Source organism: Flexilinea flocculi, from assembly GCF_001192795.1.
GTDB lineage: Bacteria > Chloroflexota > Anaerolineae > Anaerolineales > Anaerolineaceae > Flexilinea > Flexilinea flocculi.
Genome location: NZ_DF968181.1, coordinates 1,057,712 through 1,080,673 on the forward strand (window position 1 = coordinate 1,057,712; position 22,962 = coordinate 1,080,673).

Here is a 22,962-nt window from a genome sequence, read left to right on the forward strand (position 1 = left end):
GCAATTGAATTTCCAAGGTTGAGATGAACTTGAAACAAAAGACCAAGGTTCTACGTTATTGGGTGATAATTAATCCCAAGAACAACAAACATCGATCTCTTTCCCATTTTGGAAACCGACGTCTGTTTTCCTTGTTTTCTGAAACAATTCAGCCGACTAACGAAACTTATCCCAATCCAGAAAAATAATTAAAGAGCACATGGATGTGATACTTCCCTATCGAGAACCGAATTAATAAGTAGATATGAAAAACATTTTGGCAATCAAAACGGATGTTCATCCAAAAACAGAAGATATCGACTGGCAAGGTGTCTATGACTATTCCTTGCCAAAGGTTTTTCACTACTTCTGTTACAAAGTCGGCGATCCTACCCTTGCGGAGGACCTAACAGCAATTACCTTTGAGAAAGCCTGGCGTGGCCAAAGGAACTTTCAAAGTGATATTGGTCAGATACAAAATTGGTTAATGGGTATTGCTCGAAACGTTGCTTCCGATCACTTCAGAAAAAAGGTTCGTGAGGTTCCGCTGAAAGAGGGCGGTGAAGGAAGCTTTATCACCTCTTTTTATGAACAGTTGCAGCAAAAATGGGATTTTGAGTTAATACTCTCAATCTTGGCGCAGTTCTCTGAACGGGAACGGGACTTAATCGCCTTTAAGTACGGTGCAGAGTTGAGCAACCGAGAGATTGCAAAATTGACTGGTTTATCGGAAACCAACGTTGGTACGATTCTTCATCGAGTTGTAGGAAAGCTAAGAATTGAATGGGAGAAACAACATGAACGATGATTTTTTGTATAAATGTCGCTTGCCAGTGAGAAAAGCATTTGCAGATAGCCTATCTCAACGACTGCAAACACTTGATACAAATCAACACTTTCAACAAAAAGGAGCTATTCCGATGAAAATGAAACATACTGTCATGAAAGGCAGCGCATGGAAATTCGCGTTGTCAACCTTCATCCTTCTGACTGCTTTAGCCTTCGCTTTTGCATTCTCCGAACCACTCCGTGCAAAAACCCTGGAATTTATTCGGGAAATTGCTGGATTTAGCGTAGAAGAACGGAGTGAGTCCCCCATGAAAGCTTTGGATCAGAATAAAACTACATCCACACAGGTGGCTGCTATAAACCCAGTAACTGATCCAGGCAGCACCATGCCTTCCCCCACACAGGTGGAACCAACTGTGTATACTATTCCAACGGTTTCTGTGACTGACCTGATCAAAAACCCTCCATTCCAATTTGATTTACCAACCTGGGTTCCGGATGGGTACATCTTGAACGAGTCAGCTGGTATTGCAATCTCAAAAAATTGGGTATCTTTGGTATGGAGTGACACAAACATACGCGAAATTGAGTTGTTGATTGAACGCGAATATACGGGGTATAACATTCCAGCCGGGGAAAATAGCAGTGAAGAGATCAAAATTAACGGAGCGCCAGCTTTACTTATTCAGGGTTTCTGGGATGCACAGCATCAATGGGATCCAAAGCGGGGTGTCTCACTCGATTGGGAGAAGGATGGCCACCACTATCACCTGAACTATTCTGAGCGGGGGACAGCACATCATGAAATTGTCCCGATCAAAGAGGATATGGATAAGATCATAGAAGAATTAGTCAAGATGGCCGAGTCTATTCAGTAAAGGCAGTTGCATTATGGCGGGTGATTTAGGATCCTAGTTTTAAGAAGATCCGTCGGCGGGAATCTCACACCCGCCGATTACCCGTCATCATTACTGGGGGAGCTTGTGCTCCCCCAGTCTATTATTTCCCGTCAATATGCATTGGCATCAGTACATACAGAAAACTCTCCTCTTCAGCTGAACGAATGATGGCCGGTGTGTTATGGGCGTTGATTTCAATGACCACATTCCTGGTAGAAATGGCTTCCAAGCCATCCTGCAGAAATTTCACGTTGAAAGCAATCTCCAATTCCTGGCCTTCAACTGTGGCATCTAGCTCGATTTCACTCGCACCGGTTTCGTCGGATTCCGATAGTAGTTGGACCTTTCCCGTTTGATCAATTCCAGGTTTCAGGTGAAAACGCACCACATTACTACCCTCTCGGGCGATAATGCCAGCCTGTTTACAGGCTTTGAGCAAGTCAACAGCACCAATCACTGTCCTGGTTTTGTATCCTTTGGGTAGGATCGCCTGATAGTCAGGGAACTTCCCATCAATCAACTGCGAAACGATTTGGACATTTTCGCAACGCATCGCCAATTGGCTACCCGCGGCGGGCAGACAAAGGGTGATCTGGGACGCTTTTGTAGCTCCCAGGATCCGTACCACTTCTTTCAAGGTTGAAGCGGGAATGTTCAACTGTTTCTTACTAAGAGCAACCGGTAATTCCGCTTTGCAGATTGCCAAGCGAAAACCATCCGTCGCCACCATCGAAATCGATTTCCCGTCAATATTCAGCAGCACTCCGGTCAAAACCGGCCGGCTATCATCCAGCGAAGCAGCGAACGCTGTTTTTAGAATCATCTCTCTAAGAATGTTTACTTCCAGGGATACGCCATCAGAAAAATCAAATACTGGGATGGCTGGAAATTCGGATGCCTCTACCCCTTTGACAACTCCTTTGTAAGAACCACATTTCAGGGATGCTTCAGGTTTTCCATTCACCGAGAAGACAATCTCTGGTTCTATCAGAGAATTGACCACATCGGTTAACGTCTTGGCAGGCAAGGTTATTCCCAACTCGCCGTCCATATTGGCATCCATCCAAAGCGTAACGCCCATGGTCAGGTCAGTAGCAGAAAGGCGTAATTGCCCTTCATCCTTATTGAGCAGCACATTCGATAGGATTGGTAAATGAGAATGTGATCCTACCGCCCGCCCGACAATCGCCAGGCTATCGGCAAATGTACCCTTTTGAACAATCACTTTGCATGTCATACTGGATCTCCTTGTTTTTATGTCAGACACGCAGGATTTCATTCCCTGCGTGTCTTAGTTGGTTTAGAATTCGTCAAATAAATCGGCAGATGCACCACCATCCGGCCAATATGCCCCGTCATCCCCCAAGCGAATTGCATTTTCGTATTGCTCAGTGAGGGAGCCTTCGTCATCTTCCTCATTTGGCGAGCTCATGAAAGCCATGAGGGTAGGTTGATCCGTGGTATAAGCGCGGGCGGAATTGCGCCAGAAAAGCACATCATCATTTTGAAGAACCTTCTGGATTCTTTGCGCCAAGTCGATTAAAAAGTCTTCTTCCAATCGATCTGGAGGCAATCCGTGGTCAGACAGGGTGTGAGCAATCTCTTCGGCGATTTGTCCCAATGTGATTGAGAAAGCCGGTTTCTCCATTGAAAACCCGGCATGCGCCAGGATTTTGGAAACCTCGAAACCTGATTCAAGGTATTCCAGTTGTTGTAGTGTGGGTAGTTGATCCATTTTTATCTCCTGTGAATTATGAAAATCCCAACCCTTTTTCCTTGAGGGATACCCAGCGGGATAATCCAATGACCAGGTGGTCCAGGACGGACACATCCAATAGCTTGCCGGCCTGAACAATGGCGCGGGTCACGCTGATATCTTCTGGACTGGGGGTTGGGTCTGTGGATGGGTGATTGTGAGCGATCAGGATCGCAGCCGCATTCCGTTGCAGCGCCGGTTTGAATAACTCACCGACGCGTACCATCGAGGAATTGAGCGAGCCGTGGTAGATCTCAATCACGTCCAGCATTCGGTTACGGGTGTCGAGCGGCATCACTACCATGAATTCCTGCTCTCGGTGGGCCAGCATCGGCATCAGAATCTGGGCTGCATCTCCGGGTGAATGAATAACAGGACGTTCGTCCTCCGGTTGGAGCAGTTTGCGCCCTAACGCCAGGGCAGCTTTGAGTCGCAGGGCAGTCAGGTTACTGACACCCTGCACCTTGGCAATTTCGTTCACATGCGCCTGAGCAATCTTCTGGATCGTGCCAAACTGAGCCAGCAATCGTTCAGCGGTTTCGATTTGAGTCGAACCACCAATGATGACGGCCAGCAGTTCAGCGAGGCTGCATGCATCTGAGTCTTTGGCTACCCGGAAAGCGGGCTGCTCACGAACAGGCAGGTGCTTGAGCCGGGGCAAATTATAGGTTTGCGGGTGGGTGTTTTGGATGAGGTACGGTTGAAAGTCGTTCATGTCTATCTCCTATGAAAAAAAGGGGACAGACCACCCCTGGAGGGATGCTGTCCCCCCATTTTGCCCCTTGCGGGGTCCATTAGGGTCCTGTAATTTATGCGGTCGGATCGTATCCGGTTTCAAGAAATACCTTGCGGCTGATTGCTTCGCATTCTTCCCAGGTCATCAATTCATCACGCCGCACACCTGGGTATCCAGGTGCGGGAGGTATGAGCCAGGGGTTTTCTGCAAGGTTCTTTTTTATCCTTTCAGCTTTTGCATCCAGGAAATGACGCAGGCCGCCTTTTGTGCAGCGCCACCCCAATTCCTTGGTGTACTTGCCATCCCAATTCCGATCGCGGTAAGTCTTGCTGCCACAGATAGGACAAGGTGGCATCCCTTCTGGATCAGGCGCTCGTGCACCACCAGCTTGAAGGTAAAAACGAACAGCATCAATCGCTTCGCAATAAGCTGCACCACAAGAGCACTCCTTGTTTTTATTGACCCTGTGAAAACGATGTTCACTGCCCGAACCAAAATCAACCAGGTATTGATATCCCTGGACGGAAACCGACGGCGTGAACACCGTAAAGTCTTCCCGGATCATTGCTCTACCATGCGGTTTTGGGATCCCCTGACTGCTTCTAACCGTACCTGCAGTTCTACTCGGAGCAAGTTCGGTCTTCATAAGCACTCTCCAGAAACCAATCCGCTGGAAGCAAGTGATCCTGCGGAGAGACTTGGACTTCTAATTCTCCTGGTTCAATCGCTTCACAGATTGGTGCTTCTTCAGGATCATTCTCAACACGGACATCCCTCAAGTGAGGGATATGAACCACCGTAGTGCTGTCCTGATAAGGGCCACCGTGGCTGTTCTTGGTAAATGGCTCCAGTCCATTGAGCGCGCGTACCCATACTGTTCCAGGTCTCGGGCCTTTTCCGACTACCTCGACGGGTATGATCGCATCTCCATAACATGTACCGATTGTGATTTCAGCTTTTACCATGTGTTCCTCCTGTGTTCTTTCAATAGGAATGAGAAAGGACATGCCCTGAATAGCATGTCCTTCGTTGTGATTCGCCGGTGTGTTCTGACTCTGGCTAGAATGGAATTTCGCTTGGATCTAAATTTGGCGGGACCTGGGTATTTACTGCGGGTTCTGCTTCCTCCTGGTCTTCACGTCCAGAAAGAAAACGTACGGTCGAGGCGGTTACTTCGAATGAAGCGCCAACCTTTCCATTGTTTTCCCAGATATGTGGCCCACCAGTTTCAGGATCGGGGGTCAGACGCCCTTCCACTAACACCTTGCTTCCTTTGTGTAGGAATTCATTGCAGGACTCTGCTTGTTTTCCCCACACAGTGACACGAAACCAGGTTGTTTCTTTGACTGGCTGTCCATTCTGACCGTTGTAACGACGATTGGTGGCTACCGATAAGGTGGTCACCGGTTGTCCGCCAGGGGTAAAGCGCATTTCGGGATCTTTTCCCAAATTTCCGATGAGGATAATCGTTTGGTACATTGTGTTTTTCCTTTCTCTTTGGTATGTGGTTTTTTACGCTGCAACGGATGCAGGCGTCGGTGTGGCACGTTGACTGGCAAGCCAATTACGCAATTCATCCTTTGAAGCAGGTACTCTCCCGGTTTTCTCTTTGAATTGGTCAAATGCCTCCTGTTCGGAGACATTGCCATTCACAGAGACTCCATCCCCATACTTGCGTACGATAGAGGTGGTGGGAGGCATTGAATTTGCTTTCGAAGTTGGAATTGCCGTAGATGAGGTGCTATTGGATCGGTTTTGATCAAGGCCTGCGTTTTGAGCAATTTCCTTGTCATACAACAGATTGCCGAACTGTTCACCCAACTGGCGGAAGCATCGCTTCAGACAGTCTGTGGCTGAACCTGCCAAGGCCATATCAAGAGCTTCAGGTGTATCACCAGTGAAGACACAACGACCAAGATCGGCATGACTGTAAGTTTTCCCGTCCAGATCGACAGAAACTTTGCCGGTGATATACACTAAACCGACTTCCTCGGTCTGAACATTCCCATTGGCATCCAGGGCTGGAATCTTGCGTTTTTCCTGCTGATTCCAGATCAGCACCTTTTTTTGCCAACGCACGATGACCGGATCTCCAATCAAGTCAAATGACCAGGTAAATCCAAAGATACTGTTGGCTCGATCAATAACGTCGTATCCTTCCAGGTAGGGGACGGATCCCATACCTGGCGCTTGGCGGCGTTTGACGCGAGACATATCCAATGGCTGGCGAAGTTCCCAGAGGATGCGGCTCAGCCGGTCGCTCAGGTTCCCATCATTTGAAGGGATGGTTTCATTCATGTGACTCTCCTTTTCTTGATCTATGTGAATTTGTGGTTGCGCCGCTTCTAAAAGACGGACACCTTCAATGTGTTTGCAGAGAATCTGCGGTCCTCGCTGCTGATAGTCCATACAGGTACACGCCCAATTGACCTCTTCAGAATCACCTTGAGATCGTCTCAATGTGACGACATACGGTAGCTTGTCGCCATTTTTGACCGTCCATTGGTGGGGATTGGTTCGGGTGACCTGGAACTTGCCAGCGAGAATCGCAGATTGTGCACGTTCAGTACGTTCAACTTGTGCTTGGGTAAGGTCTTGTGTTTTTTGCATAATCCTCCTTGTGGAAAAATCCGACGTTGATTAACAAAAGGTCGATTCGAAAGATCAACTCATGGCTAAGTACCAGGAGTGTTCCGACGTTATTTGCTACCCGTGAATAAACACAGGGCAGAAAACAACAATGGTGAAGACTTTTTCTTCATCGCTGACCGAATTTAAAAACCCGTCCGCAAGTCACCGCCCTTTAGGGCGGGTGAAAAGGCGGGTTTTTCGTTTTTGGCTTTAGCCTAATTGCACAATTTTGTTGAAGAGAACATATGTTCGTGTATTTGGTGTAAAATAATGGAAGATCATGATTAAGACTTTCCAATATCGACTTTACCCAACTTCTTCACAACGCAAAACAATGGAATCTACCATCGAGACATGCAGGCGGTTGTATAACGACTGTCTCGCTGAACGCAAGGAAGCCTATGAAGAAAGAAAAGACAATGTCGGGAAGTTCGCCCAACTCCGTAAAGTAAAAATTCTCAAAGATACCAGCCCATACGCTGAAAAAATCCATTCGCACATCTTGCAAGTGACTGTTGCGGACTTGGATAAGGCGTTTCAAGCATTCTTCAGGCGAGTTAAGGCTGGCGAGAAAGCGGGTTATCCTCGATTCAAAGGACAAGGCCGTTTTGATTCATTCGGATTCAAAGAATATGGGAACGGTTTCAAGGTGGATGGCAGACGATTGAAATTGTCGGGAGTTGGGCGTGTCGCAATTCGCTGGCACAGACCCCTTGAAGGGGAAGTGAAAACGCTCCGAATTTCACGAAAAGCTGGAAAGTGGTTCGCCTCATTCTCGTGTGAAGTTGATGAAAACCCTTTACCAGCAACAGGTAGGGCAATCGGAATAGATGTTGGTATCAATTCTTTGATTGCCACGAGCGATGGTGAACTGGTCGAAAATCCGAAATGGTGTCGGGATGGACAGGCAAAATTGCGAGTTTTGCAACGGACGGTTTCCCGTAGAAGGAAGGGTGGAAACAATCGCCGAAAAGCCGTTCACGCCCTTCAAGTTCATCACGAACATATCTCAAACCAACGCAAGGACTTCCTGAACAAACTGGCAAATGATTTGGTCGTGAATAACGACCTTATTGCCATTGAAGATTTACAAATTCAAAACATGGTCAAGAGTCACTGCCTTTCCAAGAGCATTTTGGATGGTGGGTGGGGTTATTTTGCAAAACGACTTTCCGATAAAGCGGTAGAAGCTGGTCGGGAAGTCGTGCGGGTAAACCCTGCTTACACCTCCAAGAGTTGTTCTGGTTGCGGCACGATTTTTGGAGATTTGGATTTGAGTGTTCGTTGGATTGATTGCGATTGCGGTGTTTCGATGAATCGAGATGTTAACGCCGCTATCAATATTTCGAAAAAGGCTTTACAAAACCGGGGTGGACAGCCCCGTTGGGAGCTAACGTGGGCGGTTGCGCCGTGCGTGTCCCAAGAAGCTCCCGCCCTTTAGGGCGTGGAGAGTGTCACATTTGCAGTCCTATGGATGTGAGAATACATGGGTGGGATGAATGACTCATCCCACCCACACAGTATTGTTTTCTCCTTGTAATATGAACCTTTCTGCTTCTCAGCACGCCATGACGCCTCCTGGGAGGAAAAGGTTGTTTGTTAAAGTGCAAGCCCACTATCCGGGAACTCCCGGAAATAAAATGGAGGATCACTCGCTCCCAATACAAAAGGGAGCTGACGATGACAGTTCTCGAAATCCAGCTTGCTTTATGCAAGGGATTCGGGCGTCATCTTGTGATCCTCCACGTACCCTGAAGTATCAAGAATTCACTTCAGGTCTGTACTCATCCATCTATCTTTTTACACGCTTAGGTCTTTTGCAGGTAATCCAAAAAGATAATTTCCCATGCTCACCTTCGGTTTGTTGATCGGATGAGTTATTCAGCAGTTGCGTCAATTTCTCCAGAAGTAGATTCCATCTCACGTGAATCGTTTTCCGCTTCAACGTGCTTGCCAGTCGTAACTTTCTCAATTGATCTGGCTTTTTTTTCGTTCGGTGCGGCAGCATCCAACACAATAATGCGCCTGGCGACTGCCTCTACCACGTTTCGGTCAATGAATACCTGGTTTTGTTTCAATTCGCATGCTTTGATATCCACCGCCAGGTCAGTACAGTTTTTGGATTTCCGTGCTTTGTTGATAAACTCTTCCAAGCTTTCGCGGAAATCCCGAGACTGGAGGAAACCATGCACTCGCAATCGCATGCCGCGTCGGATGTGGATCAGCCCGTTGGCTCCGCCATTTACCCGGACGTTGATGTAATCACCTGCATCACGTTCCAAATCCAATTTCTTGGCAGGTAGATCACTGTCTCGATAGATCACCAACCGGAAGAACAGGTCATCCATAAATTTCCATGGATCCCGTACCACGATTCCTTCTAGAACTACATCGTTTATCATCTGACCTCCTTGTTTATGAAACATTTGTCATCTTGGGTTAAAAAGAAAATGCCGGACAGATCCCAGTGGGTTTTGTCCGGCCAACGATTAACTAAAAAATATTCAGTTGTAAGAAAAGTATAGCAATAAAAAAATACTTATCCTAGGGGGTAAAGGAGTTTTTTCACTTCATCAAATAGGCTCCTCACTGACTTGGTACCGCGTTTGGGTATGAGCGTGTATTTCATGGAAGTTTTCAAATCTTTGTGCCCGAGAAGTTCCAAGGTGGTGCGGAAACCTGCCCAGAACCGCAAGTGCTGAGTGTAATATCCAGCCCTCAGCAAAATGAGGGGCAAAGCAGTAACGAAAGTTATGACAGCTAACCTTTTTAGGAAAAACAGCTTTCTGCACCGCCGTCTTGACCGTTTTTTGCAGGCCGATCTTGATGATTTGAAAACGACGGATAATGCAATCTTGTTCATCAGGCAATAACGAGTGAGAGGGAAAAACATACTGCCAGATCGATTCCTGATTTGAGTTCAAATACTTCTTGGCCAACGCCAATGGCAGATAAATGGCGTCATATCCTTTGCGGTGATTCTTTGGACCTGGATCAGGCGATCGTACAACGGTTCTATCAGACTGGCAGGTAGAAGCGGAAAATGATTGTGCGCGCCTTCGTTATCGTGTACGGCAAATGTTGGGCACATTTTGTGATGGCTTGGCGCGCACATAGTCGAAAGCACCAAGTTACTGACTAAGAACATTGCGGTACAAGAAAATCTATGCGTTACGCGCTTTGATCCGTGAAGAAGCCAAAATATGTTTTCTTAGGCCAGATCCGTTAAGAAGGGCTGAACTACGCTGATAACCATTTCTTCAGGATGACATTTATTATGAAAGAGAATATATTTCTTGATCCAATAAACGTATGCGAGTTCGGTGTTGATGGTGTAATGCTTGACGTAGATGGCGTCGCGCACATTGTCTATGAGTTTGTTGGGGTAGTTTTCTCCATATTTTATTCTCCGAGAACTTGTTTGGTAGATCAAAGGATCGTATAATTCGTATCGATAGACTTTGACCCCACAGGATAATTCTGTATATAGTAAAAAAATTGCTATTCTAACTTATATTTTCTGCACATATATTGTTATGCCACGAGAAAAGGACCACAAATGAAGACTGCATTAGTTCCATATCGGGCAAGTTTTCCATCTCTGCCCGATGCCCATGCTGCCTTTCATGCAGAGCACTTCGGCCAAAAGCGAAGTGCGGTGCTTCAGGAGTTGCGCTGCGTGTCGGGGCTTCCAGAGGTTGTTCGTTCTTTGAATCCCGACATCCTATACAAACTCGTGGTACCGGAGGGGACACTTCTCCAACAAGGTAAGGATGGCCTCTTCAGGGGCGTCTTCTATAAGGATGGGGGTATCGATAAACACGCGAAATTTGCGCAGGTCAGTCCAAGCTTACTCGATGCAGCGAAAGTCGTAAGTTCCCAGGTTCTCCTTATTAGTATTGCAATGCAGCTCAACCGGATCGAGCAAATGGTCAATAACCTCTCGATTGAGTTACATAGGGATAGGATTGCTGAGATATATTCTGGAGTTGATCAATTCGATAAGGCCATGTTGTTTACCGAAATCACCACACGTAACCAAGCTATCGGGAACGCCGTGCAAACATTGCATACAGGTCTCTACAAGACCATCGCAGAGCTTAAGAGCCGTATCGCCAGCGCTCCAGATCCAGAAAATAGCATTTGGTACCACCTTGTGCCATGGAACAATAAGACTGAACAAGCTAAAGAGGCAATGGCGCTTGCCGCTGAGTCATTTGGAGCGACCCTATTGGGGATTCGAACGTTGGCGGAATGTTATTCAGTTCTTGGGGAGATCGAGGCAACTAGGAGCACGCTATTAGATTATTTTGAAAAAGTGGAGCAATGCAAAGTTGAAACCGCCGCCGAAAAGGCGCGCTTGGTTGAATTCTCCGGCTCCCACCCCCCACAGGAACCATGGGTTGCGTTCCACCAGTCTCTGCCAGAGGTACGGCGTCAGTTAGGCGAACTAACCGGACTCAAGGAGGCAAAGCCGGTAGACACACAAGTAGAAATTGAATTCATGCCTCACGAATTATATGGAGCTAAAGATGGCAATCTGCCCTGAATGCAATAAGCAGGAACTGAAAGAGGGGGAGAGCCTCTGTCCCCATTGCGCGAATAAGAAAACAAATTTCTGGGCAAAAACTGGAGAGGTGGCTGTGACTGTGGTAACAGTAGCTGCGAGCATAATTTACGCAATCATAACCAAGAAATCTCCGCCGAAGGTATAACAAGTACGTCAACGCAGATGCTTCGCACAGGTTACACTTTCGTTAGCGATACTTAATGAGTAATAGCTCGTAGTTTGGCCACCCCGGTTTGAGTGACAAGCACCTTGGGAACTACTGATGGAAACAGGATAGATAAATCTGCTGACACAGAGACCCGTACCGTGTTGTCTCCCCCGCTGACCTGAATTCCTGTAACAAAGGCATGCACCCCTTTAGCGGATAAGCTGGCTGTATTTGAAGTCACATAAGCCTGAGCGTTCCCCCAGGTTCTTGAAGTGGGAACAAGACTTCCGGTATCTTGAAAAACTTGCTGATTGATCTCAGCGGAAGCGGCAACTGCCGCAGCGTCTGCTGCCTTTGCCACTTCTGAAATGGCATAAAAATACCGTCCGAGTTCAATAGCCAATGCCAGGGCAGGAATCATCACCAACCCAATGAATACCGCCCAGAAAGTCATTGAATAGCCACGCCGATCTCGCCACAGCATATTACCAGCCTTCTTGCCGAAATGTAGAATCGGCACGGACAGTAAACGTCTGCCCTGGCAATCCAGGGAACAGGCTGGTCAGGGGAGCCATAAAGTTGGGTACACTGCCGCTGACTTGGATCTTTAAAATGCTGCCGGCATTTCCTCCTGGAGCCAAGACACTGACCGAAGTATTTTCCAGAATCCCAGCCTGGGCGATTGCGTCTCTTGCTCCACTCATGGCATAACAGGCTGGGCATTGCTGCGCCACACTTCCCATACGCGCACCATGCCTGGCTGCGGCTTGCACTGCCTGTTGGGCATAGACTAACATCCCCAGGTTAACAATCGCCAACATGACCATAATCGCAATTGGAGTTGTAATTGCAGCCTCAAGCAATTCCATCCCACGAGTGTCTTTAATAAACCTCATAATCCTCCTTGAGGAAAAATTGATCTGCCAGTTTTTGGAACATCCCCGAAGGGGACATTGCTGGCAGACCATTGATTTGACTAGATTTTTCCAGCAATATCAGTCACAATGGCAGCGATATTTTGGCCCAGCAACCGGTATGCACCATAAGCCACCAGAACAACTACTGCAATGATCAATGCGACCTCAGTCGACTCGATTCCCCGGTTATCCTTTAGGAAACGCAATGCCAATCACCTCCTTCCTTCTTTAGAAATATGGATAGAGAACGAACAACAAAGTTCCACAAAAAATTGATACGACAAAAGGAATTTCCCTCTTTTTCTGAAGGCTTGCGATTACGCCCTGCACTCCACCGACAATTGATATCGGGATCAGAAAAATTGGATTTCCAAGAACCAGGGCAGCTGCAATTATCAGCTTGACATCCGCACCTCCCAAAACACCAAATTCCCAAAGCACCCACACGACAAGGATGAGAAGGCAAATCAACGCCGCTGAAGGTTGAAAAATTGCGGAAAATGCGGACAACGTAAAGGCGAATGCCAGACGTTTTTCTCGGAGGTTGAAATCTGATACGTGTGTCAGTGCAATCATCAACAATACTGGAGCCCATAAACCATTGAAAAGGGCATACACACCTGCACCAACCATCCCGCCAACGGTTAATGGCGTGGGGATCTGGTGGTTGCGGAGATCGTAGACCATACATGTAAAAAACAGGGTTAAAACGGCGAAAGTGGCAATCAGAAGGCGCTCCTATCCATTCTGCATCAGTGCAAGTGCTTAAAAATTAAAGCTGGACACACATCTGCACCCAGAAGGTTCTGTCCAGCCAACGATTGATCAAAGATTGTCTACACTTAATATTATCAAAAAAATATTCTTATCCTAGGTGGTCAAGGGAAAATGACTCTTTCCTCACGGCTTGTTACGAACAAGGAAACCTTGATTCCGCCTTCTTGCAGAACCTTTATACATCTCTCTTCTTTTTAGCTCATCACAGATAATGAGCTCACAATCTCTCGAAGTTATTAAAATTTTTCAATAGTTGGTAAAGATGAAATCTCATTATTTTTGAGTAAAACCTCCTATTATTATAGAACATCTGTGCTTTAGTCAATGCCGCTGATTATTTAAGAGGAATTCTGAAATCTAGTCAGGTTATCACATGATTCTTTCACATCCAAATTTTGTAAGGGTTTGATTGAATCCATGTTCGAATATAGTGAAAAATAACGGTAAGCGAAGTCGTGATTTGGATGTGAACAAATAAAGCTTTAAAGGTGAAAACTTTACAAGGATTTAACATGCGTTTTGATAATATATGCATGATTGATGTGTCCAATAAATCAAGGGAAGATTTCAAGAAAGGAGAAAAAATGAAAATGCGATCACTGGTAACAGGACTGATAGTCATAGTTCTCTCTGTGACGTTGGTCGGAAAGGCAATTGCTGCTGGAAGTTTCAGTACATACAATATGACGATTCCTAAACTTGGTGGATCAAACACAACCAGCAACGTTACAAAAGTAAGTTCTTCTGATAAAGCAGTGGTTTGTAGTGACCAAATTGGGGGAGGTTACACACTCAACGCAAGGATCGAGCTTCTTAACGGCAGTGTCGCCGCGGGTTATCAATCTATCAGTAACGACCAGCGAAGGGAATATACACTTAACCCTTCAACGGCAGGGTCTTCATATCACGCTCGCATCGCCACGACAATATTTATACCTGTTGACGTTCAAGCTACCGGGTGGTGGAGCCCAGATAATCCCGGAAGTTGTGGTTTCTAGCAGACCAAGTAATTAAGAGCAAGTATGGGAATGTATATATTACGTCCATACTTGCTCTTCTTTTATTTTTTTGAAACCTAAGGATTAATATATGTTTCGAGAAGAGTTGAAGCGTGCATTCATAAATTATGGATTCTTAGCAGCCATTGTAATCGGTCTACTGGCGCTCAGCCAAGGTTTGTCCGATTATTTATCTGGCCCACCAATGACCTCGGAGTATTTGTCAAAATTACCACTCTTTTATAATAACTCTTATGATGCATTTATATGGTCACAACGAGGGATAATTGGATTGCTCGGGCCATTACTGGCAGTTCTACCTTTCTCCGATTCTTATCTGAATGATAGAACCTCAGGATTCTTAAGAAATATATTGAGCCGATCATCATATAAGGAATATCTTTTTGCAAAATATTGTTCCACGGGCTTATCCGGTGGGTTTGCAATAGCAATTCCCATGACTATTTTTTTCCTGGTTATGAACATTGTGTTTCCCCGGGGTATAAATACAAATCCTTATGAACTACGAATTATATCCACGCCAGAGGCTTTAGGGCCATTTGGATATTTTTATCAAAATAATCCTGACTTATATATTTTTTTGTTAATCGGATTGGGATGTATATTTGGTATGGTTTACGCAATTCTGGGATTGTCCCTTTCAATGTTTATAGAGAACAGGTATGTTGTGCTTGCCACCCCCTTTGTGCTTTTTATGATAACGCATTACTTATTAGCGCTTTTCAGGCAGCCCGCATGGTCACCGTTATCAGCTCTAGTTCCGCATTGGTTAATCGGAATAACATGGATTCACATCGGCATTAGCTTGGGAGGGATCTTCCTGGCTAGCTCAATGGGCTTTTTCCTGGGTTCTCATGTAAAAGAAGTGAGAGCCTGAGATTATGCATTTCTTTTTCATCCCCACAGGTTATATATTTTCGGAAATAGAGAAGGGACAATGACGGACCGAAATTCTGAGATTAGTAGAACGGCTCGTTTCGTTTGGCTCCAAATGACTGGAAAAATCATCCGCAAGAGGTGGCTCATCCCTGTTCTGATCGCGCTATTAATTGGATCAAATGAAACCAATCGATTTGTATTGCAAAGAACCGTTTATGGTAATTCATACAACGTTTGGGATATTTTATTTTCAGTTTTTTCGAATAGTAACTATCTTCTATTCGTTTTAAATAACATATTTCTATTTTTAATCTTTGATATCACATCTGAATCAGAATTTGGTCAAACCCTCATATTAAAGTTAGGTTCAAGAGAAAAGTGGTGGGTAAGCAAAGTCGTATTACTTGGAATTTCTGTAATCTGCTTTGCCACAATCAATATTGCCATTGTTTTTGGAATTACAAGTTTTAGTTTTTCTATTCAGGAAAAGTGGAGCTTAGGGGCACAACTTGTTCCTGAAAACTCATATTTATCGGCAGGAATGTTGGCTACTCTTCCATTTCCACTTTTTATAAGATTATTGAGTTTATTGAATCTTGGTTGGTTTGGTTTGGGTCTTTTTACATTGGTAATATCAACATTTTCGCGCCGCAGTATAGTCGGCTTTCTGGCGGGTGTCGCACTGAATTTTGTAGGATTAATTATCTATAAAGGTTCGTTTTCACCTGCTATCACAAGTCTCTCTTTTCCACAACACATGATTCTGAACCTCCAATATGCAAAAATGCAGGAATTACTTCCAGTCAGTTCTTTTCACTTCGCCCTACTGTACTGGTCATTTTGGATACTGTTATTGTTACTTTCTGGAATGCAATTAGGTAAAAGGAAAGACTTCTTTGGAGGTGCCCATTTGCGATGAAGAAACTATCGATTATAAGGGTCATTTCCTTCAATTTACATACATCTACTCGCTGGCGTCTCGCCTTTTTATTTGGTTTGTTCTTTGTTCTTGAAGGTTGGAAAATCGCAGCAGACAACACTTCCTCCATCAAGAGTGTTGGTGATTTCTATTTTCTTTTCTTTAGTGGGCCAGGAAATGGAAGCTTATCCCTGATTGAAATTCTTGTATGGTTTATCCCTCAGATGCTTTTTTATTTTTTAATTGGCGATATGGCTTATGACGAGTTGTCACAAAGAGGTTCTGTTCTATTGCCGATCCTTGGTTCTAGATGGGGATGGTGGTCAGGTAAAGTTCTTACCCTCTTCGTTTTTTCATTAATTTATGTGACAGGGTTGATACTGACAATTACTTTAGGATTGAGTTTTGCTAATCCAATTAATCTAAATAGTTACAACAGTTCGGTGACACTAACCAGTCTATGGCCAAACAGCCAGGATTTTTCAGGTGGGCAACTTATTTTGCTCATCTCTCTACTGTATGTTTCTTCTATGTTTGCATTAGGCTGCCTTCAAATGACATTTTCGTTATTTTGCAGAAGATCGATTTATAGTTTTTTGTTAATAATTGGCATTTTGTTGGTTTCATGCTTTATAAGTGTTAATCACCCCTGGTTGGTTCGGTGGCTTCCTGGGACACAAACCATGCTAGTCCGACATACATTCATTGATGTCACGATACCTGACCTTTCTTTCCTATGGTCTATTTTATATAATACGACTCTTTTAGCAGTCTCGGTAATTATTGGTTTCTGGGTAGTAAAAAGGCTGGATATCACTCGCTTCCATTCAAAATGTTGAATGAGGTCAACTTAATTTTATACAAACAAGGAGTATTATATGGCTTCGGAAAAAGCAACAGTCCATAAAGATGCAATTTCTGTAACAAATCTATCTAAACAGATAAGAGGGAGAGTAATTCTAGAGGATATTAATTTCAGAATCCCTGTCGGGTCAATCGCTGGAATTATTGGTCATAATGGTGCTGGAAAAAGTATGCTATTGCGAGTGATAAGTGGATTAGTCTTTCCAACCTCGGGCGAAGTTAAGATTTTTAATGAGATATTGGGAAAGGATATTGAATTTCCAAGAAACATAGGTGTATTAATCGAAGAACCTGGTTTGCTATCTCTTTATAGCGGGTATGATAATTTACTCTTGCTATCAAAGATTCGTAACTTGATTAATAAAGATAGTATTAAGGATACGATTAAGTCAGTTGGATTGGATCCGGATGATAAGAGACCGATAAAGAGTTATTCAACTGGCATGAGGCAACGATTAGGAATTGCGATTGCGATAATGGAAAACCCTGACCTTGTTTTACTTGATGAACCAAGTTCTGGTTTGGATCCAGAAGGAATAGAGATTATTCATCAGTTGTTACATAAACTAAATAAAAAGGGAATAACCATTCTTCTTACTAGCCACAGCTTAGAAGAGATCAACTTATTGACTAACCTTGCTTTTGAGATGAAATCAGGAAAATTATTTCCATCACACCAATGATTTCATTTTTCACGGAATTTTGGATATTTTATCAATGCCGGACAGTTCTCAATAACTGTATCAGGTTAAAGGGGTTTTTTAGATCAAGTTAGCAAAAATTATTTTGCATGTTTAAGAAAGATCTGAAAAATACTACCCTTGCCCAATTCGCTTTTGATTTCAATCCGTCCATTGTGGAGAGCAATAATATGAGCTGTGATTGCGAGGCCCAACCCCTTACCATTGTGATTCGTAGTCCCTGCTTCTGCACGATAGAAGCGTTCAAATATATGAGCTTGTTGGCCTTCTGAGATTCCTATACCATTGTCTTTTATCTCAATAATGATTTGATTATCAGCTTTGCAGGCGGATATCTCGACAAAACCGCCGGGATGATTGTAATGGATTCCATTCTCAATCAAATTTGCCACGGCCCGATTTAATAATACAGGGTCGCCATTTACCTCAAGATCAAGGTCCCCACTCATTTTGAGTTCTACATTTTCTCTTTCAGCAATTGGGGTCAACTCCTCGAGAATATCTTCGAATAGCACTCCCAAGATGATTGGACGGCAATCAATTTCCCTTTCGGCTTTTGCCAATAAAAGTAAATCTTCTACCAGACGCTCAAGTCGTGTGATCGAGCGTTCGGCTGTGGCTGAAAAACCTTGATAATCTTCAAGTTTTGCCTGAAGGCCGGAATTCAATACTTCTAGATTCATTCGTAAGGAGGTCAAAGGAGTCCGAAGTTCGTGAGCAAGGTTGGATATAAATTCGCCTTGATCCTCGAAGTTTGTTTGCAGACGCTGAAGCATTCGGTCAAAAGAATCCGCAAGTGTCTTGATTTCATCGCTTTCTCCCTGATAATTCAACCTTTGATCTAAGTTCTGCACACTTATTTGTCGAGCAGTGTCACTGATATGAGTCACTGGCTTCAGGGATTCTTTTGCGACTAGTCTTGCAGCAAAAACACCTATGCCTGTGATAATGATTAGCCCTATCCCTGACAAAATTCGAACAACAAGTAAAGGATCTGCTCTTGAAAAACCGGTGTCGTGCCAGAGCGTATACCCAGCCGGCCCTGGAGTTTCAGCCAGGACAGTAATGGGATTACCATTTGCGTCCACTGTATTTATGAGCATTTGGGTATCTGGAGAGCCAACTTCGCGAGTGATGAAAATAGGGGCGATCAAATTGACAAAAATGACCAAAAGCAAACCAATAATAAATACGGCTCCACTGGTTAACCAAATAATTCGCTGACGCAAACTCATCGATTCTAGCTTCTGTTTACTCATTTGCGCTTTCTTTATTGGGTATATCTTCTGTTGATTCATATTCCAGTTGGACAAATCGGTAGCCAGTACTAATGACTGTCTCGATATACTTAGGCGTTGTGCTGTCATCTTCGAGCTTTTCACGCAACGATTGTATATGAACCCGGACTGTGTTTGAGAAAACGTTGGTTATTGTGCCCCAAACGTGCTCAAGAAGCTCTTCCTGACTGATCACTTCGTTTGGATGCCGCATCAAATATTCCAGAATGCCAAATTCTTTTCGAGTTAACTGAATCCTGCGATCTGACTTCCAGACCACTTTTTCTACTGGATCAAGAGAAATTTCCCGAATCCTAAGAATTGGCTTTCTTGCGCGCAAATCACGGCGTAATAAAGCTCGTATTCGTGCAAGTAATTCTTGTAAATGAAATGGTTTGATTAAATAGTCATCTGCACCGTTATTTAAACCGGTGACGATGTCTTTCCGTTTCCCCCGAGCGGTAAGAATGAGAATTAATAGTGGCGGATGTTTTTCTCGTGCCAAACGGCATATATCAAGTCCATCCATATCCGGCAAATTTAAATCTAACACTAACAGATCATAATCATTGACTGCTAAAGCTTCAAGCGCTTTGTTCCCATTTTCAGCAACATCAACGGCATACCCATCCCGTGATAATCCAATGAGAAGGGCATTGGCTACATCTTTTTCGTCTTCAAGCACTAATAGTCTCATATATCTACCTAACTATGGAGTATAAGTCCATTTCTCTGAAGAAGTCGCATTATCAAGAGAGCCCATTGAAGAACAATCGGTATTGCATACAACCGATGTTCCACCATAGCTTGTATTCTGGTAATGATAGAAGTAATTGCAGTTTGAATACCCTCTTGCTGAAGAGACTCGATTGTCCCAACCTGATGGCATTGAAGAAACACTATATTGGGTAGAACTGGAGCATCCACTTCCACTCACTACCCAGGTATAAGAACTACCTGCAAAATTGGTACTATCCCAATCGATACCAATCACCACCTGGCTGCTTGACGAACTTACTCCATTGCTGGAATTCAAGGCCTCATCAGTGACTGCTTCTGGTTGAGTTGAGCTATTGAGTTGGACTCGACCATTCGTAGCCGCATAAATTGAATCACCAAAATTATCAAAACATTCTGCCTTGATTACCCTTGAAGAACCATTACTTCCCTCTTCAATTGGGGCAATTAAGGCATAACAATGTTGCCCATTATTGTTTATTTCTGTTGGGCTTGCCGCAGTGAGAAACAAAACGAGAAAAAGTCCTCCAAGTAATAATAACAAACTACTCTTATTATTCATTGATTATCCTCCCGATGATGATTTTATATTCTAAATCATACCAGCCCCAATGTTAAATCTTTATAAAGTTTTAACATTGGGTTTTAAAGAATAATGGAATTGCTCAAAATCACAAACTTTACAAAGATTTAACACCGGTTTTGGTAATATACATTCTAGATGCTATTTCGAAAATAGACAATTGATTGTAAAAAAGGAGCAAACATGAAAAAGCTAGCTTTCCTAGTATTGTTGATCGTCACCGTTTTATCCGGGACGTTAGTTGGAAAAGCAATTGCCTCTACCGGTTTTGATGCATACTCCATGACAACTCACAAGATTGAAAATGGAAATTTAACGAATAAGGTTACCGACCTTATTTCTTTTACTTCACAAAATATCGAAAATGAGAAAAATAATGATTCCAAACTCGTCTCAATTAATAATGTCAGTGATAATGTCATAGATTCATCACTTTCTACCGACGAGGAAATTCTTCAGGAATTGTCTCGGTATAAAGACTTGGAGAACACCTATCTAATGCAACCAGGCTGGACATCAATAACATTTGACCAATATGACCTCCTACCATTGAATAGTCCCAAACCCTTACCATCACAGTATCGAAAAGAGTTCTGGAGCCATTTTGATGGAAATCAAAAGGTGACCGAGCAGGTGGATTATCTTATTTCTTCCGAAACCGGTAAGGTCCCATTAGGGGTATTTGTGAATGGCGAATTAACCTCCCTGTGGAATGATGGTCAAAAAGTAAAAAAGGATCCTTATACACCGGCTTACGATTTGTACCTTGTGAGCAGCATTCAGACTCTTGTGGAAAGTAACTCCCCACTTGAATTATCCTTCAAACAGGAAATATTGGCTAATCAATCCGTATCCTTGATTGAACTCCGCACTCAGTTTTCCACAACAGACAAACAATGGATCAATATTCAATTGGACAAGCCGGTATGGGGGCAATACGAGAAGTTCACTTTTAACTCTCAAACAGGATTATTGTTGAAATATGAACATTATTATGTTCTGGATGATATGTCTTTGGTTCTTTCATCAGTAACAGATAATTTCGAATACAGCGTAGCATCTGAAGCGCCATCTGATGTCACTAATCTAATTGCAACTGGAGGAAAATAACATGAAAAACAAGATATTTCACGCCCTTATGGTTGCAATGGGTATCTGCTTTTTGCTTACTGGAACTGTTTTCGCTGCAACGTATACGCACATCGGACCAGGTAGCACTGTTGGTGGGGTAAATGTTAGCACCAGTTCTTATATCACAACCAGCTCCTACAGTTTTCTCACTCAAGGGAACAGTACAGCTTGGTCTTCGATCAGCCGGATTGGTGGGAATACATTTGCTTCTCGTGAATGGTGTGGTGGTTCTATTAGAAATTCTGCGAATCATGGAGGGTGGGTGGGTTATAACGTCTCTTCAAAAACGATAAATGGCGGTTTGGTCTGGGGGGCTCGATGTACGGATCAATCTGGTAGTACTGCTGCTCAGCATGATTTTTCAAACGCTGGCGAAACGTGGCAGCCATATTTTTACTCACCGTTAGATCCAAGACCATGACAAATAAAAACCGAAATCGAAACAATCAACCTAAGGAGAAAAGAATGAAAACTCACAAATTGCAACCAATTCTTACTTTGACTATTTTGGCAGTTTTGGTTCTTACCCTATTGCCAACGAACTCTGTATTTGCTGCTACTTGTACTGGTTCAGGATGTAATGGGATAGACCCCCAAGGTACAACTTGTTGGAACGATGCAACTATTGCAAATTGGGCTTGGGGGTCTGATGGTACGATGAAAAACAGAAATATGTACTCACCAGGCTGCGTTTCCAATTGGTCATACACCCTATATCCAACTGCAACATATCTCGCTGCTGAAACTGTAGGTGTTATTAGATATGAGGCTCCTAGAACATATACCTACGTTTGGAACAGTATGTGGGATGGGAGTGGATTAGTGTGCACGCGCGGATATAAAGGTTCCTCTCAAGGAAACTACGATATCTATTCCAACAGCGTGTGCGCATAAATAATTAACCTAAATATGAAAAAAAGGAGATTTACGATGAAAAAGCATTTTCTTTTTTTGGGAATTGTAATTTTCGCAACAGTATTGAGTTTTGCTTTGTTCAATTCTCTGACGAAAGCACAAGCAAACTCCAGTGTTCTGTCCGCCAACAATAATATAGCCTTACAGAAGGTCGAAATCCATCAGAATGACATTCAAGCTGAACTCTGCATTTTCTTGCCATCACTCGAACAGTGGGGCCCTTACGCTACCCTAATTGTAGATGGAAAGGTCATTTCAAACAGCGAGGTGGCATTGATTAACGCCAAAGATCCGAATACGGCGAAATCTCAAACCAGATGTTATCAATTTACATTCCCTGTCACTGTGACAGAAAAGATGTCCAAAACAGCGGTATTAAAGCTGGAAAAACTCACAGCGGATTATCAAGGTGGCTTGTTGACAGAGACTGGTTTAGTGGCGATTAAAAAGCGACTTCAAGAAACTCAACCCCAAATTGATTTCACTGTCGTCATCGAAAAAGGTAATGGCGGGGGTGGTGCCTATATTCAAATTCTCGCTAAACCAGACGGTATGAGTGATGACCAGGCATTCCAATTGATCCAACAAGCAACGACCGAAGAAGTGCCTGAAACTTGGCAAGAAGTAGTAAATTTGCAATAACAAAAGATAAAAAGACTATCCGGTGGAGACTTGTTTCTACCTCTATCGGATAGTCTTCTTTATTTTCCACCAATTATAAAAAAGAAAAGGTT

At 43.8% G+C, this 22,962-nt stretch carries 28 protein-coding genes; 12 read left to right on the top strand and 16 right to left on the bottom strand.

Annotated elements, in window-relative coordinates; all coding sequences use genetic code 11:
• The first annotated feature begins 244 nt into the window (after positions 1–244).
• The gene (locus ATC1_RS09405) at positions 245–787 is read left to right on the top strand and encodes an RNA polymerase sigma factor (protein ID WP_062280914.1); all 543 of its coding nucleotides are present in this window, start codon (positions 245–247) and stop codon (positions 785–787) included.
• Positions 788–899: 112 nt separating this feature from the next.
• The gene (locus ATC1_RS09410; protein ID WP_172667748.1) at positions 900–1,646 is read left to right on the top strand and encodes a DUF4367 domain-containing protein; all 747 of its coding nucleotides are present in this window, start codon (positions 900–902) and stop codon (positions 1,644–1,646) included.
• A 121-nt stretch (positions 1,647–1,767) separates the two neighbouring features.
• Here the strand turns inward: ATC1_RS09410 and dnaN are convergent, their stop codons facing one another.
• The 7 genes from dnaN to ATC1_RS09445 form a co-directional block, all read right to left on the bottom strand.
• A complete protein-coding gene (gene dnaN / locus ATC1_RS09415) occupies positions 1,768–2,904 on the bottom strand; it encodes a DNA polymerase III subunit beta (RefSeq protein WP_062280920.1) in 1,137 nt (378 codons plus the stop codon).
• Between the two features lie 63 nt (positions 2,905–2,967).
• A complete protein-coding gene (locus ATC1_RS09420; protein WP_062280924.1) occupies positions 2,968–3,402 on the bottom strand; it encodes a hypothetical protein in 435 nt (144 codons plus the stop codon).
• A 16-nt stretch (positions 3,403–3,418) separates the two neighbouring features.
• On the bottom strand, positions 3,419–4,138 hold the full coding sequence (gene radC / locus ATC1_RS09425) for a RadC family protein (protein WP_062280927.1): 720 nt from the start codon (positions 4,136–4,138) through the stop codon (positions 3,419–3,421).
• 94 nt (positions 4,139–4,232) lie between these two features.
• Entirely contained in the window at positions 4,233–4,805 is a 573-nt protein-coding gene (locus tag ATC1_RS09430; RefSeq protein ID WP_062280931.1) for a hypothetical protein, read from the bottom strand.
• Positions 4,780–5,124 (bottom strand): hypothetical protein, encoded by a 345-nt coding sequence (locus ATC1_RS09435; RefSeq protein WP_062280935.1) that lies wholly within the window; start codon positions 5,122–5,124, stop codon positions 4,780–4,782. Before ATC1_RS09435 ends, ATC1_RS09430 begins: the two co-directional genes overlap by 26 nt.
• Positions 5,125–5,218: 94 nt before the next feature.
• The gene (locus tag ATC1_RS09440) at positions 5,219–5,638 is read right to left on the bottom strand and encodes a single-stranded DNA-binding protein (RefSeq protein ID WP_062280944.1); all 420 of its coding nucleotides are present in this window, start codon (positions 5,636–5,638) and stop codon (positions 5,219–5,221) included.
• Between the two features lie 33 nt (positions 5,639–5,671).
• Positions 5,672–6,457, bottom strand: a complete 786-nt coding sequence (locus ATC1_RS09445) for a Rad52/Rad22 family DNA repair protein (RefSeq protein WP_172667749.1) — start codon at positions 6,455–6,457, stop codon at positions 5,672–5,674.
• Between the two features lie 613 nt (positions 6,458–7,070).
• Here ATC1_RS09445 and ATC1_RS09450 point away from each other — a divergent pair.
• Positions 7,071–8,231 carry an RNA-guided endonuclease InsQ/TnpB family protein gene (locus tag ATC1_RS09450; protein ID WP_062280949.1) on the top strand — a complete coding sequence of 387 codons (1,161 nt, stop codon included), beginning with the start codon at positions 7,071–7,073 and terminating at the stop codon, positions 8,229–8,231.
• A gap of 436 nt (positions 8,232–8,667) precedes the next feature.
• On the opposite strand, the gene ATC1_RS09455 is transcribed toward ATC1_RS09450, so the two are convergent.
• Positions 8,668–9,192, bottom strand: a complete 525-nt coding sequence (locus ATC1_RS09455; RefSeq protein ID WP_062280953.1) for a calponin homology domain-containing protein — start codon at positions 9,190–9,192, stop codon at positions 8,668–8,670.
• An 809-nt stretch (positions 9,193–10,001) separates the two neighbouring features.
• Complete coding sequence (locus tag ATC1_RS15165) at positions 10,002–10,154, bottom strand: phage integrase N-terminal SAM-like domain-containing protein (protein ID WP_407920571.1); 153 nt, start codon at positions 10,152–10,154, stop codon at positions 10,002–10,004.
• 195 nt (positions 10,155–10,349) lie between these two features.
• Between ATC1_RS15165 and ATC1_RS09465 the strand changes: the two genes are divergently transcribed.
• Positions 10,350–11,339, top strand: coding sequence for a hypothetical protein (locus tag ATC1_RS09465; protein ID WP_062280959.1), 990 nt, complete (start codon positions 10,350–10,352; stop codon positions 11,337–11,339).
• Between the two features lie 218 nt (positions 11,340–11,557).
• Here ATC1_RS09465 and ATC1_RS09475 read toward each other — a convergent pair whose 3' ends face one another.
• The 4 genes from ATC1_RS09475 to ATC1_RS09485 all read right to left on the bottom strand — a co-directional run bounded on the left by ATC1_RS09475 (position 11,558) and on the right by ATC1_RS09485 (position 13,112).
• The gene (locus tag ATC1_RS09475; RefSeq protein WP_062280966.1) at positions 11,558–11,992 is read right to left on the bottom strand and encodes a pilus assembly protein TadG-related protein; all 435 of its coding nucleotides are present in this window, start codon (positions 11,990–11,992) and stop codon (positions 11,558–11,560) included.
• Position 11,993: 1 nt separating this feature from the next.
• Positions 11,994–12,404, bottom strand: coding sequence for a TadE/TadG family type IV pilus assembly protein (locus ATC1_RS09480; RefSeq protein WP_172667751.1), 411 nt, complete (start codon positions 12,402–12,404; stop codon positions 11,994–11,996).
• An 80-nt stretch (positions 12,405–12,484) separates the two neighbouring features.
• Entirely contained in the window at positions 12,485–12,637 is a 153-nt protein-coding gene (locus ATC1_RS14830) for a Flp family type IVb pilin (RefSeq protein ID WP_154664741.1), read from the bottom strand.
• 16 nt (positions 12,638–12,653) lie between these two features.
• Positions 12,654–13,112: a hypothetical protein gene (locus ATC1_RS09485; protein ID WP_152024282.1), complete on the bottom strand. Its 459-nt coding sequence runs from the start codon at positions 13,110–13,112 to the stop codon at positions 12,654–12,656.
• Between the two features lie 680 nt (positions 13,113–13,792).
• On the opposite strand from ATC1_RS09485, the gene ATC1_RS09490 reads away from it, so the two are divergent.
• The 5 genes from ATC1_RS09490 (at position 13,793) to ATC1_RS09510 (ending at position 17,566) form a co-directional block, all read left to right on the top strand.
• Positions 13,793–14,200 carry a hypothetical protein gene (locus ATC1_RS09490; protein WP_172667752.1) on the top strand — a complete coding sequence of 136 codons (408 nt, stop codon included), beginning with the start codon at positions 13,793–13,795 and terminating at the stop codon, positions 14,198–14,200.
• A 91-nt stretch (positions 14,201–14,291) separates the two neighbouring features.
• Entirely contained in the window at positions 14,292–15,098 is an 807-nt protein-coding gene (locus tag ATC1_RS09495) for a hypothetical protein (RefSeq protein ID WP_062280978.1), read from the top strand.
• Positions 15,099–15,158: 60 nt separating this feature from the next.
• Positions 15,159–16,019: a hypothetical protein gene (locus tag ATC1_RS09500; protein WP_062280980.1), complete on the top strand. Its 861-nt coding sequence runs from the start codon at positions 15,159–15,161 to the stop codon at positions 16,017–16,019.
• The gene (locus ATC1_RS09505) at positions 16,016–16,858 is read left to right on the top strand and encodes a hypothetical protein (protein ID WP_062280983.1); all 843 of its coding nucleotides are present in this window, start codon (positions 16,016–16,018) and stop codon (positions 16,856–16,858) included. The genes ATC1_RS09500 and ATC1_RS09505 overlap by 4 nt, the downstream gene beginning before the upstream one ends.
• Before the next feature lie 39 nt (positions 16,859–16,897).
• Positions 16,898–17,566: an ABC transporter ATP-binding protein gene (locus ATC1_RS09510; RefSeq protein WP_062280987.1), complete on the top strand. Its 669-nt coding sequence runs from the start codon at positions 16,898–16,900 to the stop codon at positions 17,564–17,566.
• 98 nt (positions 17,567–17,664) lie between these two features.
• Here ATC1_RS09510 and ATC1_RS09515 read toward each other — a convergent pair whose 3' ends face one another.
• Genes ATC1_RS09515 through ATC1_RS09525 form a run of 3 tightly spaced genes read right to left on the bottom strand, consistent with a single transcriptional unit; the run spans position 17,665 to position 20,161 of the window.
• Entirely contained in the window at positions 17,665–18,843 is a 1,179-nt protein-coding gene (locus tag ATC1_RS09515) for a sensor histidine kinase (RefSeq protein WP_062280990.1), read from the bottom strand.
• The gene (locus tag ATC1_RS09520; RefSeq protein WP_062280994.1) at positions 18,836–19,558 is read right to left on the bottom strand and encodes a response regulator transcription factor; all 723 of its coding nucleotides are present in this window, start codon (positions 19,556–19,558) and stop codon (positions 18,836–18,838) included. Before ATC1_RS09520 ends, ATC1_RS09515 begins: the two co-directional genes overlap by 8 nt.
• A gap of 12 nt (positions 19,559–19,570) precedes the next feature.
• A complete protein-coding gene (locus ATC1_RS09525) occupies positions 19,571–20,161 on the bottom strand; it encodes a hypothetical protein (protein ID WP_062280997.1) in 591 nt (196 codons plus the stop codon).
• A gap of 204 nt (positions 20,162–20,365) precedes the next feature.
• Here ATC1_RS09525 and ATC1_RS09530 point away from each other — a divergent pair, with 204 nt between their 5' ends.
• The 3 genes from ATC1_RS09530 to ATC1_RS09545 all read left to right on the top strand — a co-directional run bounded on the left by ATC1_RS09530 (position 20,366) and on the right by ATC1_RS09545 (position 22,870).
• Positions 20,366–21,292: a hypothetical protein gene (locus tag ATC1_RS09530; RefSeq protein WP_062281000.1), complete on the top strand. Its 927-nt coding sequence runs from the start codon at positions 20,366–20,368 to the stop codon at positions 21,290–21,292.
• A 1-nt stretch (position 21,293) separates the two neighbouring features.
• The gene (locus ATC1_RS09535; RefSeq protein WP_062281002.1) at positions 21,294–21,734 is read left to right on the top strand and encodes a hypothetical protein; all 441 of its coding nucleotides are present in this window, start codon (positions 21,294–21,296) and stop codon (positions 21,732–21,734) included.
• A gap of 509 nt (positions 21,735–22,243) precedes the next feature.
• Complete coding sequence (locus ATC1_RS09545; protein ID WP_062281008.1) at positions 22,244–22,870, top strand: hypothetical protein; 627 nt, start codon at positions 22,244–22,246, stop codon at positions 22,868–22,870.
• Positions 22,871–22,962 lie beyond the last annotated feature (92 nt).